Source organism: Paraburkholderia sp. EG286A, from assembly GCF_040965375.1.
Taxonomy (GTDB): Bacteria; Pseudomonadota; Gammaproteobacteria; order Burkholderiales; family Burkholderiaceae; genus Paraburkholderia.
Map to the genome: position 1 here is coordinate 390,656 of NZ_JBFRCB010000002.1, position 13,701 is coordinate 404,356.

At 57.4% G+C, this 13,701-nt stretch carries 8 protein-coding genes, 1 tRNA gene and 2 pseudogenes; 9 read left to right on the plus strand and 2 right to left on the minus strand.

Annotation, left to right across the window (positions count from 1 at the left end; translation table 11 throughout):
• The first annotated feature begins 21 nt into the window (after window positions 1–21).
• From AB4Y35_RS08490 to AB4Y35_RS08500, 3 genes and pseudogenes are all read left to right on the plus strand, one after another.
• Window positions 22–97, plus strand: a tRNA-Ala gene (locus tag AB4Y35_RS08490).
• Window positions 98–288: 191 nt separating this feature from the next.
• Window positions 289–1,497 (plus strand): tyrosine-type recombinase/integrase, encoded by a 1,209-nt coding sequence (locus tag AB4Y35_RS08495; RefSeq protein ID WP_368704084.1) that lies wholly within the window; start codon window positions 289–291, stop codon window positions 1,495–1,497.
• 94 nt (window positions 1,498–1,591) lie between these two features.
• Window positions 1,592–1,864, plus strand: a pseudogene (locus AB4Y35_RS08500) (CopG family ribbon-helix-helix protein).
• A 174-nt stretch (window positions 1,865–2,038) separates the two neighbouring features.
• On the opposite strand, the gene AB4Y35_RS08505 reads toward AB4Y35_RS08500, so the two are convergent.
• Window positions 2,039–2,212, minus strand: coding sequence for a hypothetical protein (locus AB4Y35_RS08505; RefSeq protein WP_368704085.1), 174 nt, complete (start codon window positions 2,210–2,212; stop codon window positions 2,039–2,041).
• On the opposite strand from AB4Y35_RS08505, the pseudogene istB reads away from it, so the two are divergent.
• The 4 genes and pseudogenes from istB to AB4Y35_RS08525 all read left to right on the plus strand — a co-directional run bounded on the left by istB (window position 2,130) and on the right by AB4Y35_RS08525 (window position 5,641).
• A pseudogene (gene istB / locus AB4Y35_RS08510) lies at window positions 2,130–2,855 on the plus strand (IS21-like element helper ATPase IstB). The gene AB4Y35_RS08505 and the pseudogene istB overlap by 83 nt on opposite strands.
• An 811-nt stretch (window positions 2,856–3,666) precedes the next feature.
• Entirely contained in the window at window positions 3,667–4,197 is a 531-nt protein-coding gene (locus AB4Y35_RS08515; RefSeq protein ID WP_368704086.1) for a hypothetical protein, read from the plus strand.
• A 10-nt stretch (window positions 4,198–4,207) separates the two neighbouring features.
• Complete coding sequence (locus tag AB4Y35_RS08520; protein ID WP_368704087.1) at window positions 4,208–4,915, plus strand: protein mobD; 708 nt, start codon at window positions 4,208–4,210, stop codon at window positions 4,913–4,915.
• Between the two features lie 168 nt (window positions 4,916–5,083).
• Complete coding sequence (locus AB4Y35_RS08525) at window positions 5,084–5,641, plus strand: hypothetical protein (RefSeq protein ID WP_368704088.1); 558 nt, start codon at window positions 5,084–5,086, stop codon at window positions 5,639–5,641.
• A gap of 234 nt (window positions 5,642–5,875) precedes the next feature.
• On the opposite strand, the gene AB4Y35_RS08530 is transcribed toward AB4Y35_RS08525, so the two are convergent.
• Window positions 5,876–6,709 (minus strand): DUF932 domain-containing protein, encoded by an 834-nt coding sequence (locus AB4Y35_RS08530; RefSeq protein WP_368704089.1) that lies wholly within the window; start codon window positions 6,707–6,709, stop codon window positions 5,876–5,878.
• A 1,063-nt stretch (window positions 6,710–7,772) separates the two neighbouring features.
• On the opposite strand from AB4Y35_RS08530, the gene dpdE reads away from it, so the two are divergent.
• Both dpdE and dpdF read left to right on the plus strand, forming a co-directional pair.
• On the plus strand, window positions 7,773–11,081 hold the full coding sequence (dpdE, locus tag AB4Y35_RS08535) for a protein DpdE (RefSeq protein ID WP_368704090.1): 3,309 nt from the start codon (window positions 7,773–7,775) through the stop codon (window positions 11,079–11,081).
• Window positions 11,078–13,654, plus strand: a complete 2,577-nt coding sequence (gene dpdF / locus AB4Y35_RS08540; protein ID WP_368704091.1) for a protein DpdF — start codon at window positions 11,078–11,080, stop codon at window positions 13,652–13,654. Before dpdE ends, dpdF begins: the two co-directional genes overlap by 4 nt.
• Window positions 13,655–13,701: the final 47 nt, after the last annotated feature.

Genomic DNA, 13,701 nt, shown 5'->3' on the forward strand with positions numbered 1-13,701 from the left:
GTGTAGAATCGGTGATTCGTTGGGGCGGTAGCTCAGCTGGGAGAGCGTCGCGTTCGCAATGCGAAGGTCGGGAGTTCGATCCTCCTCCGCTCCACCAATAGAACATCCTGGCAGTTCCGAAGAAGTCCGGAAACCCCGCGTAGCGTAAGGCTCGCGGGGTTTTTTGTTTCCATTCTGGGGTCATGGGTTCCGTTGACAGCCGGGGGCATTTCGGAGCACGGTTGGGGAAATCAGGTCATTTTTCGCCCTTGGCGAGAATTTATGCCCCCCACAGACCGGGAGAGCCCCATGCCACTTACGGATCTGGAAGTTCGCCGCGCGGTTGCCAAAGAGAAAACGTACCGAATTTCGGATGGCCGCGGGATGTATCTGGAGGTTTCGCCGTCCGGCGGAAAGTACTGGCGTCTGAAGTATCGATTCAACGACCGGGAGAAGCGACTGGCGCTGGGCGTCTATCCGGATGTCACGCTCGCTCACGCCCGCAGGAAACTCGACGAAGCTCGCGCGATGCTCGCGGATGGTATTGACCCCGGCCAGGCTAAGAAGGACAAGAAGCGCATGGCGCGGCTCAATGCAGCCTGCACGTTCGAGGCCGTGGCGCTGGAGTGGTTCGAAAGGCAGGCGCCCACTTGGGCGACAAGCCATTCGGAAAAAATAATGGGGCGCCTTAAGAATGACGTTCTTCCGTGGCTGGGCCCTCGTCCAATCGCAGACATCACTGCGCCTGAAGTGCTGGAAGTGCTTCGCCGAACTGAAAAGCGCGGGGCGAATGATACTGCGCACCGCATCCACCAGAACTGCGGACAGATCTTCCGCTATGCGGTCGCGACGGGGCGTGCGCTGCATGATGTGAGCGCTGACTTACGTGGGGCGCTGCGGCCCAACAAGCATACCCACTTTGCCTCGATCACGGACCCTGAGAAGGTCGGCGAGATGCTCCGCTCGTTCGACAGTTTTTCGGGCACCTTCGTCGTCCGCGCTGCGCTCCAGTTGGCGCCGCTGCTGTTCGTGCGACCCGGCGAACTGAGGCAAGCCGAATGGGCGCAGTTTGACCTTGAGCAGCGCGAGTGGCGCTATACCGTTTCGAAGACGAAGACCGAACATCTGGTTCCGCTGGCCACGCAGGTGGTCGAGATACTGAAAGAACTCCAGGCACTGACCGGACAATGGCGCCATGTTTTTCCGGGGCGCGATCGCAGAAAACCAATGAGCGGCGCAGCGATCAATGCTGCGCTCCAGCGGCTCGGCTATGACACAAAAACCGAAATCACCGGTCACGGTTTTCGGGCGATGGCGCGAACCATCCTTCACGAGCGCCTCCGCTTCCCGGCCGAGGTCATCGAGCACCAACTGGCCCACCGAGTGCCCGACGCGCTTGGTAGCGCCTACAACCGGACCCGTTTTATCGACGACCGGATCTTGATGATGCAGGCATGGGCCGATTACCTGGATCGGCTGAAGGAGGGGGCGAACGTGGATCAGCCGAGCAGCCGTTAATTCGCTCCGTAGTGGCCAATGAGACACACCGATTGATTCTCGCCAACGGATCGCTCAACTTGATACAGGGCTATACCTTTGAATACCATTTGATATGGCAACTTCAATCAAGCTCGATGGGCTCCTGCAGGAGCGAGTACGGGATTTGGCCAGGCGGCGCCGCCGCACGCCACATTGGATCATGCGCGAAGCCATCGCACAGTGTGTCGAGCGGTAAGAAAACCGCGAGTCGTTCAAGCAAGAGGCGATGCACGCATGGCAGGCCTGTCAGGCGACCGGTCTGCACGTCGCTCACGAGGAAATGGACGCTTACCTTGCTAAGCTCCAGGCCGGGAAGGACGCGGAGCCGCCCGCATGCCACGAGTGATCTGGAGCCAAACTGCTCAACACACGATCGCTTGCCTCCGACGTTTTGTTGCCTACAAGGCGCTGCGCAGCCACACGCGATCCAATCGATTCGCGCCGGTTAGCGTGCGGTGCGGATTCGCCCGCCCCGACTAACCGCCCTGTTCATGATCTCGACGCGGCCTTCCTAAATGGCTTATCGATTAGCGACGGCGAGTATGAAGTCGCGTACCGTGTCGATACTGAAGCCGTGACGATCCTGATCATCCGGCATCAACGCGAAGCGGATATCCGGCATCAGCGCGACACTCGAAACCCGGGTACTGCAGGCCCAGGCCAGCCAGCAGCCGTTTCTCGAAACCTTCTCCATGATTCTGCAGGACGAGCTCGATCGCCGGCAATCCCGGCTGCTCGAACGACGTTTCCAGCAGTCCGGACTGGACGAGTGTAAAACCCTGACCGACTTCGACTGGTCCTTCAATCCGAAAGTACCCCGTCAAGCCTGCTTCGAGCTACACACCCTGAAGTTCGTCGCCGATAGCGACAACGCGCTGCTGATCGGCAAACCCGGCACCGGCAAAAGCCACGTTGCGAAGGCCATCGCCTACAACGCCACCCTGCAGGGGATGAAGGTGCGCTACGTCGAGTCCGACACCGTGTTCGCCGGCTATGCCGTGGAAACGCGTGCCGATCAGGACCGGTTGCTCAAAGCCCTCGTCGAGCCCGAACTCCTCGTGCTTGACGATCTGTTCCTCGCCAAACGCATTCCCGATGCCGCGGCCGAACTGCTGCAGACCTTAGTCCATCAACGCTACAAGCAACGCCGCAGCATCCTCGTCACATCCAACCGCGTCGTCTAGGACTGGGGGCGCTACCTTCGCGACAGCACCATGGCCTCGACGATCCTCGACCGCCTGCTTCATCGCTCCAAACTCCTCGAGTTTGAAGGCAAGAGCTATCGTCTGCGTGAAGCTGCCACCAGACTTGCCGTCACTGAGGAATCCGACGCATAATCCGCTCGTCCTGCCAGGGGGAATTTAGCCGCCCACAAGTGGAGGAAATTGAACTGCCCATCCGGGTGATCGGGCGGCTCGAAATCGCTGAGCGTCCCTTCGCACCGAGGGAGCCGACAGTCTTTGATCCCGCCAACCCGGAGCACTGACGTTTCACGTCGAGACGATTTCGCCGCGTCATCTGCGCATGGCGCCCAAAACCGGCGCAAGCCAATCCTGCCATCACTTCTACAATACCGTTTTTCCGCAAAGCAGCACGATATTTTCTGCATGGTCAACGTGTTGAGTCTGTGAGGTTATTCGTGCGGTTCCCTTGGTCTCTTGCCGAAAGTCCGCGAGCATATCCGGTCGATGCCGATTATTGGCTCGGCCGAGATTGCTAGAGCGATAGTCTTAGTATGTTCGCTCGATGGTTGCAGTTCGCGCGATCCGGGGGACGAAATTTCAAAGGAGAAGACTGCGCGTCGCTTCGATCTGCAGACTCGGTCTGACCGGTAGTGACCAAATGTCCGCTCGTCCGCGTATCCCAGTTTGTGATGCGCGCGTAAGCAGCCCGTGGCGGTATCTAATTAAGTCTTTCTGTTGGCATGTGTAAGTTCGCTAGGTTCTCCCTTAACGATTGTGTAGTTGGCGATCTTGGATTCTGCGTGTGTGGTGCCTGTGGTAACTCATCACTATGCGGTCGTTTGTCGAGTCACTCGTCCGATTCTGCGGCTCGCGTTCTTCGAGGCACGTTGCTCGGACGGGGTGTCAAAAATATTTTCTGTTCCATCAATTTCCTTCGTGTTCCGAGCGCATCCGTGCATACAGATTGAGCGTTGGTGAGGGTATTGACGAGCTGTCTTACCATTCGCATGATGGCCTCGACGGCGATGATTGGGAGCGAATCGTGCCGGGTGCAAAGAGCTATACACGTGCGCAGTGGGATGAGTTTGTCCATGCGCTCGAGGCATTGCCGGAAAAGCCACGAAACGAGCAACGCGTCACGGTCAGCGATGCGATGAAGGAGATGCGCGCGCAGATCGCTGCCACACAGGCAAAGGGCTATACGCTCGACGAGATCGTCAAGGAGGCGAGGCGTAACGGGCTCGATGTCAGCATTGGAGCGGTTAAATATGCGCTGTATCGTCCAGTACCTGCCAAGACCAACTCCGAAGCGACCGACCGACGAGGCAAGAACGGAGGTGAAACGTCTTCCGGTCAGAAGAAGCCTGCAAGGCGAGCGAACAACGCGCGCGATGATGGACGACAACCTAGGGGAAGGAGTGTAAGCCAGCCGGGTGCGATGCAGATTGAGGATGCATTCTCGTTTGAGATCCGCCCTGATATCGAAAACCTGTAGGAGGTCGAGCATGGATGCGAGCCAACCCATTTATCTGGTCGGAGGTAGCAAGGGCGGCGTGGGAAAAAGCATGGTGACACTTGCGCTAGCCGATTATCTGAAGCGGCACGATAGGCATGCCGTAATGGTTGAAACCGACACATCGAATCCCGATGTCATGAAAGCGCTTCGGGATGAAATGATGTGTGCCGCGTATGACCTCGACGATGCGGATGGCTGGATCGGATTCGTCAACTTCTGCGATACGCACCGGGGGGCAGCCGTGATCGTCAATACGGCGGCGCGCAATCAGACAGGGGTTGCACGTTACGGCGGAACACTGGCTCGGGCGCTCGCTGAACTGGAGAGGCAACTCGTCGTGCTGTGGGTGATCAACCGGCAGCGCGACAGTTTGGAGTTGTTGCATATTTTCGGCCAGACGTTCCCGAATACCGTGACACATGTGGTTCGTAACGGTTACTTCGGCACGCCCGACAAATTCACGTTGTATCAGGAATCGCAGATTCGCAAGTCGATCGAGACGAAGGGCTGGTCGCTGTATTTTCCCGATCTCGCGGATCGCGTTGCGGATGAACTGCGTAGCCAGCGTCTCTCTGTCCACAGGGCGGTGGAGACCATGCAGATCGGGCAGCGTGCGGAGCTGTTCCGCTGGCGGGAGTTGTGTGACGCGATGTTCTCGAAGGCGATCAGCGCCGAAGGGGCAGCCCATGAGCAATAGGCGGTCGAGGCCAGTCGACCCGCGGATCCGCCTGTTTCACGAAGTGTCAGGCGATGTTCCAGACGAGGCCAGCCTTGCTCGTATGTGCCGGGTGTCGAGCGCGCTGAACCTGCGTGACAATGACGCACTATGGTCGATGATTGCTGTGCTCGAATACTACGCGCCTATATGAAGCTATGCCCGAACGAACGTATCCGATGGGCAGGCGAGGGGAGTCTCGAAGCCGCGCGCCGCGAAGTCGGTGGCGCGACCGATGCATTGATGCAGCAGCATCGGGACGCGCTTGAGCGATGCAAGGCGACGATCCAATTGGCGGAGAATCTGACGCAGGAACACGAGGCGCGGTACCAGGCGGCATTGGCGAGCCTCAATGAGATGGCGGTGATGGCCTTGATTGAGCACATGTCCAATCGCGTTGTGCGCGCGGCGGGTAACCGGCTGATCGGTGCTGTCGCGACTTCGGCACGCGAGCAGCGAGAGCGATTGGCAGGCACGATTGGCGCATTCGAGTCGGCGGTCGAGGCAGCTGCGGCGCGCGTAGAGGCGATGGCGACTTGTACGGAAAAGAGTTTTGGGTGTTCGATGCATCGCCTGTTGCCGGTCGGCGCTGCCGTTCTTTGTCTACTACTGGTTGTCGGTGGGGGCGTAGCCTGGTGGATGGGATGCCATGTGGCCGGCTCGGAATTTCGCGCAGTTCACCTCCGGCAGGCAAACGGCTGGCCATAGGGCGCTGCTGTCTGTCGAGTCGCGTCCAGGGCCGCGCCGGCCGTTCGGTGTGGGTAGCGCAACGCGCTTCCGGGTAGCTAGGTGTGTTGTTGACGTGCTCGTTGCCGTTGCCGGAATTCGGCTCAGCGTTCGCGGCCTCGTTGTCCTGTATGCCCCGCATCAGGGCGTGACACGATGGGGGCATGGCGCGACGGCTGACAACCGAGGCGGCGTGGGTGCGCCGCCCCGTGGGCGTTATGCTTTCATCTGGAGCATGGCGTCCGCGAGCATCCACAGAGCACGGTTGAGTTTCACATTCTGGTCGATGCCGGTGATGGGGCGTGTGGACATGGAGCGGCCTGCCCGCGAGCGTCCATGCAGGCCGCCCTTCGTGAGGTTTTCCTGCACGCGGTTGAAGACGGTCCAAAGGTCGTCGCGGCGATCCTCGAAGCGACGCGGGGCGAGCACTTGACTTTCGGTGACTGGAGCGGGTGCTTCGGCGTTGGTCGGGTCGTAGCGCAGTGCAAGCGCGGAGCGGGCAAACGCGTACTGCTCGTCGCGGTCGAGCATCACAGCGCGCATGCCGTCCTTCTGCTCGCTGATCAGCGCGAAGCCGTCGAGCACATCGAACGCGCCATTGATCACGTTCTGGACGATGTTGCCTTTGTGCGGCACGCGGATATCGGCGATGTTGTCGCCCGCAACCATGCCGTTCTGGCAGACAAACCGGAACGCGCCTGCGAGCATCTGGTAGCTGGTCGTGCCGTCGTGCGAATTCAGCAGCACGATTTCGTCGGCTTCCTCGCCGGTGATCTGGTCTGCATGGCGTAGCCGGAGCATATGCTTGGTGAATTCGCGCTTACCCTGATCGTGCACGCGGGTCTGACAGATCATAAACGGTTCAAAACCTTCGTTGCGCAGGCCGCGCAGTACATCGATGGTAGGAATGTAGGTGTAGCGTTCCGAACGGCTTTCGTGTTTGCCGTCCGCGAAGATGGACGGGGCAACGCGGCGAATCTGATCGTCTGAAAGGGGCGCGTCAGCGCGCAGCATCGGGGAACCGTAACGGAAAGAGGAAGCGAGTTGCATGGCAGTCTCCGCAGTCAAAGTTGAGGACCTGAACCGGGCGAGGATGTGTGCCTTGCCATTGCGACAGCACACCTTCCGGTGGAACTCGGGGTTGGCTTAGCTGCCGCCAGGCTCCTAGGTTCCCGCCCGTGCGACTCGCGGAGCCGATAGCGGGCAAGCGTCAAGGAAAAAGGCGAGGGAGGGGTGCGGGCAACTCGGTCCCTCGCCCCTTGATGCATGTCCGGTATCGGCTACGGTCGCGGGTCAAGGGCGAGAACCTGGGAGTCGGGTGCATGCCATATCTCGGGTGACTGGGATGTAATGCCGCTTCGTGAGCGTCGCGGGAGCGGCTCAGATCGACGGTGCGTATGCCATCGATCTGATCGTGGATCGGATTGAAGTCGTCGGGCACGTCGAACGCGTCGTCATGAGGTTCTGGATGGTGTTCCACTTGCAGGAGGTTCGGATATCTGGGCGCTGTCGCCTCCCGTCGTGCGGTTCAGGCAGCACGGCATGTCCGCTCGTCCAATCGTGAGGTTCGTTTCTTCGGCGCCGTTATCCCACACGGCGTAGCATGTGCGTATCGTGTAGTAGCGGCAGTCGTCGTGACGTATGCCCGTCTGACAGAGGATGAGGACGCAGGAACTTTTCTCGGGGCGGGTAACACTTCAATGGCGACAAGAGGTTTGCTGATCGTTATCCGTCGACGACCGTTTCACCGCGCCGTTATTCGGGTGCTTACCCCAAACAGGAGTCGGTCTAGTTCGGGCCGCGCGAAATCCTCGACCTTGAGAGCGCGGTGAGAGTGATTGTTATTAAATAGCTCGAAAGGTATTCCACTCGTGTTTGCCTGGATACTGCGATTTGGTAAGATTCTCCGGCCACGTTTACAAAAATAACAAACTAGGACGTTCCTGTTCGCTTATCCTTTCAGTGCATGTTGACGTCGGAGGAATGGGTGATGGATAGTGCATTGCACCGATCCGATATGGAGCTACTAACTGCTCTGAACGTCGTGCGTTGACCGGGGGAGTTGTCGATCTGGCTAACTGCGCGATGAATCTCTTGCCGTAAGAAGACCAATATGTTCGTCAAGTGTGCGTTGTATCCGGGGGACGGAATCGCGAAGTTGCTCCAGCAAGGCAACGATGATTGCGTGATCGAGTATTTTGATGAACCATCCGCGGAAAGGCTCGTCAGGACCGTTCCGACTGCAACGGTCTCCCGCTCGCGTTTGCACAGACAAACGCGCGTGTATTTCTTTGACCAGGTGAAGAAGTGCTGGCGCATTGCCCGGGTGGTCGAGGTCGACGGGAGCACGCTGCAGTTGAAACTTCCCAATGGTCTTTTGAAGGTGAGAGAAGTTGCCGACGTATTCGTGAGGTGGGACCGGCCCATCCGCGACCCCAGTACATACCTGGCGAACTTTATCACCGAGAGTCCAAGCTACGTGTCCGGGCGAGGGCCCTTTATGCGCCGGACAATGGCCCTACGCGGGGGCTTCCAGGGGCTTTCCGCCTACGCGTCGTCGCGGATCGAACTATTGCAGCACCAATATGAGGTCGTTCGTCGAGTCCTCTCGGACCCTTGTCAACGGTACTTACTCGCCGACGAGGTGGGGCTGGGAAAGACCATCGAAGCTGGGATTATCCTTAGGCAGTACGTGCTGGATTACCCAACGAGTCACGTTGCAGTGGTTATCGTGCCGCCACCCCTCGTTCAGCAATGGAGGGAAGAGTTACGGAACACGTTTCACCTCTCCGACTTTCTTGATGATTCAATCTTCGTAGTTGGATTCGACAACCGAAAGGCGATGGCTGCGGTTCTCCCCAGGGCAGGAATGCTGGTTGTGGACGAGGCGCATCAAGTCACGGCCGGCTATGGTTCAGACGATCCGCGCAAGAGCGATTTGTTCAAAGAGATTGCATTGGCGGCTACAAGTGTCCGACGACTCCTTCTGTTATCGGCGACACCTGCGCTAGGCAATGAGCGCGCTTTCCTCGCCATGCTTCACCTCCTCGATCCGCGCCTTTACAGGCTCGAAGACGAGGCTTTATTTCGCGAGAAGATTCAGCATCGGGTCCAACTCTCAGAGCTGGTGGCGACTCTCGTTCCGGACAATGTGTTCCTGCTGGGAAATTCGATCAAGCAACTAAGGGAACTCTTTCCTCGGGACAATCTGATGGCGAAGCTTTGCGACGAACTTCAGGCGATCGTCGATGTGCTACCGGATGAAGACGACCCCGACCTTGATAGTGCGATTCGAACTCTCCGGGCACACGTCAGTGAGACATACCGACTGAGCAGGCGAGTCCTGCGAAACCGCCGCGCGGCGCTTTCCTTTCTCACGCCGAACCGAAGAGGGGTTAAGGTACTGAAATACGCTGCTGGTGCGCGAGTAGACATCGAAAGAGCACTCGAGGACTGGCGTATCGGTGCCATAACTGAAGGAGTAAATCGTGATGGTAGTGTTGCGTCGTTTCAGCCCATCTTCCTGAGCTTTCTTGACGCGTTCTTCTCCGACACAACAGTTTTGCGTGATCTTGTGTCAGCGCGTCTGCACGAGATCGATGGCGCCTCGAACGACACGTTGAGATGTGAGGTGCCGTCTTTCCCGGGCGAAAGCGAATGTTTGAGAAGACTGCTTTCCGCTATCGCGGGTCCCGTCGAAGGAAGCGTTGAAATTTGTCGACTGGTTTCGAGCCTGGTCGGCCAACGTGGGCAGAAACTGGTTCTTTTCACGTCATCTGAGTCGCGTGCGGACCAGTTGTACACAGAGTTGGCCAAACACATGAGAACTCAGGTTGTGCGTCATCGAGTACGCTCGAGGAATGCCGACATGAGCGAATGGGACGACTTTGACGAAACACTCGAGACGGAATGGAAGCGGTTTACAACTGATGCTGCATGCTCGGTTATCGTGTGCGATGGGGCGGCAGAGGATGGCTTGAATCTGCAGGGAGGAAACAAGATCGTTCTTCATGCCGATTTGCCGTTTTCACCAAACCGAATCGAACAACGCATAGGCCGAGTGGATCGCTTTGGGTCTGGGGGGGCAGTCCTTTCGTACGTTGGATACTCCGAGGAAAGCCAATGGGATCGCGCTTGGTTCAGTTGCCTAAACAACGGATTCGAAGTATTTGATCGGTCAGTAGCGAGCTTACAGTATCTGATTGACGAACGAATGGCGGTTGTTCGTGCAAAGCTCCTCCTGGACGGCGCCGACGCGCTCTGTGATCTGGAAGCGAGCTTGGTAGAAGGCATGGCAATACAGCGTGAGATTGACCGTCTCGACAAGATGGACGCGCTCGACTCCATTGATCAGGGGGACTCCGAAGACTTTGAACTTTTGGAGGAGGCAGATGGAGAATGGGCCCGTATTCGCGAGGACGTCGACGAATGGGCAGTGAAGACGCTTCAGTTTAGTCAGATCAAGAGTGGAGCATCCGATCTGGAGCAGGTGATTCGCTATCAGTACAGTTCCGATGAGTCATCGGTACGTACATTGCTTCCGCTGACGCGTTTTCTCGAATACCCCGGTTTTATTGAAGCTATCGATACTGAGCAGCCCGGTGCAAGGCAACAGACGCCTCGTACCTTTGCCTACGCATTTAGACGGCCTACCGCGCTCGCGCACAACGCGCACGTTTTGAGATATGGGTCAGCATTTTGGCGCGGACTCGAACAGTTTTCGCTGCTCGATGAACGTGGACGATCGTCGGCCATGTGGCGGTTCGTGCCTGAGTGGAGTGGCATCGACGTCGCGCATGTGTTCATAAGGTTCGATTTCATAGTCGAAGGGGACGTAGCTGAGGCCTTAGCTTTGTCGACGAGTGTAGGGCATGGCGAAGGCAGTTACTTTGCATTGAGAAGGAGAGCTGACGCAGCGTTCGAGCCGATGGTTGTAACGGTCTGGCTCAACTCGGAGTACGAGGAAGTCACAGATCAGGCAGTGCTCGAGCGTTTGAATGCGCCGTATATGAAAGAGCCACATTTGGGAAAGGGCCAAGACTTCAATCTGAATCCCGAACGGTGGGATGTAATTCGCAAACTTGCGATCTCGGCAGTTGATGACTGGTCTGTGCATGTTCGGCATTCACGGAGCGTTGCGGAGCAAGTTCTGCGAGAGCGTGAGGGATTCAGGGCCAAGATCCGGGCGGCCGGCAGTATGAGCGAGGTACGCCATCGTCTCTTCGACGTTCAGCGGCAGGCGCGTTTGGCTTTTATGGAGCTCGACGGGCTGGATGACGCCCGCGAGGCGGTCCAATTCGAGGCTCAATTGGACCGCGCGTTGTCCGCAGGCGTCGCCAGTCCTTCGATTCTGATAGATGCGGTACAAGCCGTGTTTGTCTCGAATCGTACTCTCGCTGACCTTGAGACAGCAGCCATATGAACGAATTTGGCTTTGCCCAGTTACAAAGGGCTCTACTCCAGTGGCCAGCGGAATTTCCGTATTCCGAGTTCGCGCTGCATGGTGTCTACATGCGGATCGGACAAATCCTCTCGCAGTCGTCGAGCAGTGCTCTAGCGAAGTATGATCTCATGCCGCTGATTCGTCAGATCTTGCTTCAGCAAGTGCAATCTGGCGGACTCGGTCACGTCAAGGTTCCGCAGCACCCGATTTGGCCGTCGTCACGTGAATGGGCAGAGTGGGGCGTGCTCGCGATGCAAGCGCCGGATGGGGGATTTGTCCTTTCCGCCGAGCGCTGGCGGCCGCAGTGGGACGAAGCTTCATCGTTGGGCGTATTCGATCGCGCTTTTTCAAATGAAAGTTCCGCTGTGGTGGACGGGTGCGAAACGGACCCGTGTGTGGCATCGACGACGGGGCTAAGGTATTACAGGTCGCGTGGGCAACGCGAGGCGGTGCGGGCGTCGTTCTTTGCGCCCCCAGGAAGTACATTGGTCGTCAATTTGCCTACTGGAAACGGGAAGAGCCTAGTCGCCCAAATTGATGTTCTTCTCGACGGGCGGGAAGGGAGCACGACGATCGTTGTCGTACCAACGGTGGCCTTGGCAATAGACCAAGAGCGGCAAATGCGGGAGCGCTTGGCGAGCCATGCTGCTAAGGGGGAGCTTTTTGCATGGCACGCCGACCTATCAAGCGAACAGAAGCAGCAGATCAAGGAACAGATTCGCCGGGGGCGCCAGCGAATCCTCTTTGCGTCTCCAGAGTCCGTATGTGGTGGCCTTGTTTATGCGCTTTACGATGCCGCACGCGCCGGTTTCATTCGGCGACTCGTTATCGATGAGGCTCATCTTGTCGCGCAGTGGGGGGACGAATTTCGCCCTTCGTTTCAGATGCTCGCAGGATTGCGACGTGGATTGCTGCGGGTTGTGCCAGACACGTGTGAACCCTTTAACACGCTATTGCTAAGCGCGACACTCGCAGGTGAAACGCTCGAGACGTTGGGCAGTCTCTTTGGTCCAATTTCAGACGTTCAGATCATTTCCGCGGTGCAACTTCGACAGGAACCGGACTACTGGTTCCATCGCGCACAAACGCGCGAAGAAAAGACGGCGAAACTTCTCGAGGCTGTTCGGCACGCACCACGGCCATTCATCGTCTATGTTAGTGAGCGAGCTGATGCTGAGCGAATAGAGCGTTCGCTGCGAGACTCGCTTGGCTTGGTCCGTATCGCGCATTTTCACGGGGAGACCTCGCCCGTCACCAGAAAGTCGATCATAGATAGTTGGAGCAGCAACAAACTGGATGCGATCGTTGCGACGTCCGCTTTTGGCGTCGGTATTGACAAGAACGATGTGCGTGCGGTGATCCACGCCTGCGTTCCGGAAACGCTCGACCGCTATTATCAGGAGGTTGGGCGTGGCGGGCGCGATGGACGACCGTGTGTATCGCTTGTTCTATACGACGAAGCCGATATAGAAACGGGGCGGAGTCTTGGCAGGACTCGTATCATTAGTGACGAATTAGGCCAGGCACGGTGGGACGCCATGCTCAGATCTCATGAGGCACGCGGAGAGGATCAATGGTCAGTCGACGTTACAGTGGTGCCAGCACATGGTATGCGCCAGAGCGACTATAACAAGGCATGGAACATTAGAACCCTGATCTTAATGGCGCGTGCCGGCGTAATCGAACTGGATTCTGATGCGCCGGAGACGCTTACTCGATTACCTGGAGAGTTGGACGATACCTACGAAGCGCGCCAGGAAGAGGCTGCGATACGTTATTTTAATCGAACTACTGTTCGTATATACAACCCGCGACACCGCGAAAGGAGTGTGTGGGAAAACGAGATACAAACCGCACGTCTGCGTGGGGAGAAGAGCACTGCACGCAGTTTCAGCCTTCTGCTTTCTGTATTGAGTGGCCAAGTTGAAGTCTCGGATGCGCTCACGCAGTTGTATGAAGTTGACAACGGCCGATGGCGAATTCCGGTCAGCGGCGGATGTGCGGGCTGTCCAGTGTGTCGGAGAAACGGCGATAAACGATTGCAAACATATATTCCGGCCGTGCCTCAGACTTTCACAAGAGAGTTCGACACGACAAAGTGGGGCAAGTTTTTTCCCGGCCGATCGCCGGATAAGTTCCTCATAACGATGCCAGATGTCCTGTCTCCGGTCGATGCCGGGAGGGTGATCAAGGCGCTATCTGCCGTTGTATCGCATTTTGACGTCGCTGAGATCAACGTCACGGACAGAAAGTTCTGGCGAAGCATCAAGGGTTATGGTGACCTCGCTCGGAGGTCACGTTCCAAGTTCATCATTGAAAACGATATTGCGGCTGGAGACATGTTTGTCGTTAACAAGCAGATTCCAGCGGTTTCGCTTTTGACTTCGCCAATGAGCGAGATACCACTTGAGATTCTGGCGGCCCACAAGCCGCTGCATCTGTTATTCGTATCGGAGAGCTACATGGATCCCTTTGCACCCGGAAGACGCTTCGCAGACGTATGGGCAAACCGCATTGATCTCGATCAGTTTCTTAAAAAATTGATGACATAGTTGTGTTGTTCGCTGTAAGGGGCATTCAAGCAGCGGAGAATGTAAAT

Excerpts from the sequence above, each read along its gene's own strand:
- AB4Y35_RS08530 (WP_368704089.1), bottom strand. The coding sequence starts at position 6,709 with ATGCAACTCGCTTCCTCTTTCCGTTACGGTTCCCCGATGCTGCGCGCT.
- AB4Y35_RS08520 (WP_368704087.1), top strand. The coding sequence starts at position 4,208 with ATGGATGCGAGCCAACCCATTTATCTGGTCGGAGGTAGCAAGGGCGGC.
- AB4Y35_RS08495 (WP_368704084.1), top strand. The coding sequence starts at position 289 with ATGCCACTTACGGATCTGGAAGTTCGCCGCGCGGTTGCCAAAGAGAAA.
- AB4Y35_RS08505 (WP_368704085.1), bottom strand. The coding sequence starts at position 2,212 with ATGGAGAAGGTTTCGAGAAACGGCTGCTGGCTGGCCTGGGCCTGCAGT.
- dpdE (WP_368704090.1), top strand. The coding sequence starts at position 7,773 with ATGTTCGTCAAGTGTGCGTTGTATCCGGGGGACGGAATCGCGAAGTTG.
- AB4Y35_RS08525 (WP_368704088.1), top strand. The coding sequence starts at position 5,084 with ATGAAGCTATGCCCGAACGAACGTATCCGATGGGCAGGCGAGGGGAGT.
- dpdF (WP_368704091.1), top strand. The coding sequence starts at position 11,078 with ATGAACGAATTTGGCTTTGCCCAGTTACAAAGGGCTCTACTCCAGTGG.